This window comes from Methylobacterium sp. WL103, from assembly GCF_008039885.1.
GTDB classification, from domain to species: Bacteria; Pseudomonadota; Alphaproteobacteria; order Rhizobiales; family Beijerinckiaceae; genus Methylobacterium; species Methylobacterium cerastii.
This window is the reverse complement of record NZ_VRUX01001198.1, coordinates 1-609: the sequence shown is the minus strand read 5'-3', so window position 1 is coordinate 609 and position 609 is coordinate 1. Positions and strand designations below refer to the sequence as shown.

1 protein-coding gene and 1 pseudogene are annotated in these 609 nt (G+C 75.5%); both read right to left on the bottom strand.

What is annotated here, in order from left to right; translation table 11 throughout:
• The coding region (locus FV222_RS28600) for a glycosyltransferase (RefSeq protein ID WP_147816487.1) at positions 1-400 on the bottom strand (400 nt) is incomplete at its 3' end.
• A gap of 2 nt (positions 401-402) precedes the next feature.
• Positions 403-609: pseudogene (locus FV222_RS31720) on the bottom strand (hypothetical protein); the annotation flags it as partial.

Here is a 609-nt window from a genome sequence, read left to right as displayed (position 1 = left end):
GGTGCCGCGCGGCTGGCTCGCGGCCAACCTTCGGGCGCTCGAAGGGGCCGAGATCGTCGGCATCGGTGGTGAGCAGGATCCCGTCGGGGCATCCGTCGGCTTCGAGCCAGGCGGCACCGGCGTCCAGCGCCATCCGCCGGGCGGTCCCGACATGGGCCTCGCCCCCCGACAGATGCGCCTCGACGACCCGGATCGCGAGCGTGGGTGCGATGTCGGCGGCCTGCATCGCGCGCACGGCGGCGACGGTGCCGTCGGTGCAGTTGTTGGCCACGATCAGGACGCGAAGCCGCACGTCGGCCGCGATGCCGTCCTGGGCGGCGAGCGAGCGCAGGAGGCGCGGCAGGCAAACCTCCTCGTCGCGGGCGGGCACGCAGACGACCGCCTGTTCGGACGGGCGCATGGTCAGGCCTGGGCCCCGGCGACGCGGCGCAGGCGCGGCGGCGGAAGGCGCGAAAGATCGTGGGCGGCGAGCGCCGCCTCGTACAGCGCCTCGTAGCCGGCGGTCATCGCGTCGGCGTCGAATAGGTCCTCGGCCCGCTGGCGGCAGGCCCGGCGGTCGAGGGCGACGGCGCGGACGATGGCGTCGGACAGGCTCGCGACGTCGTCGGG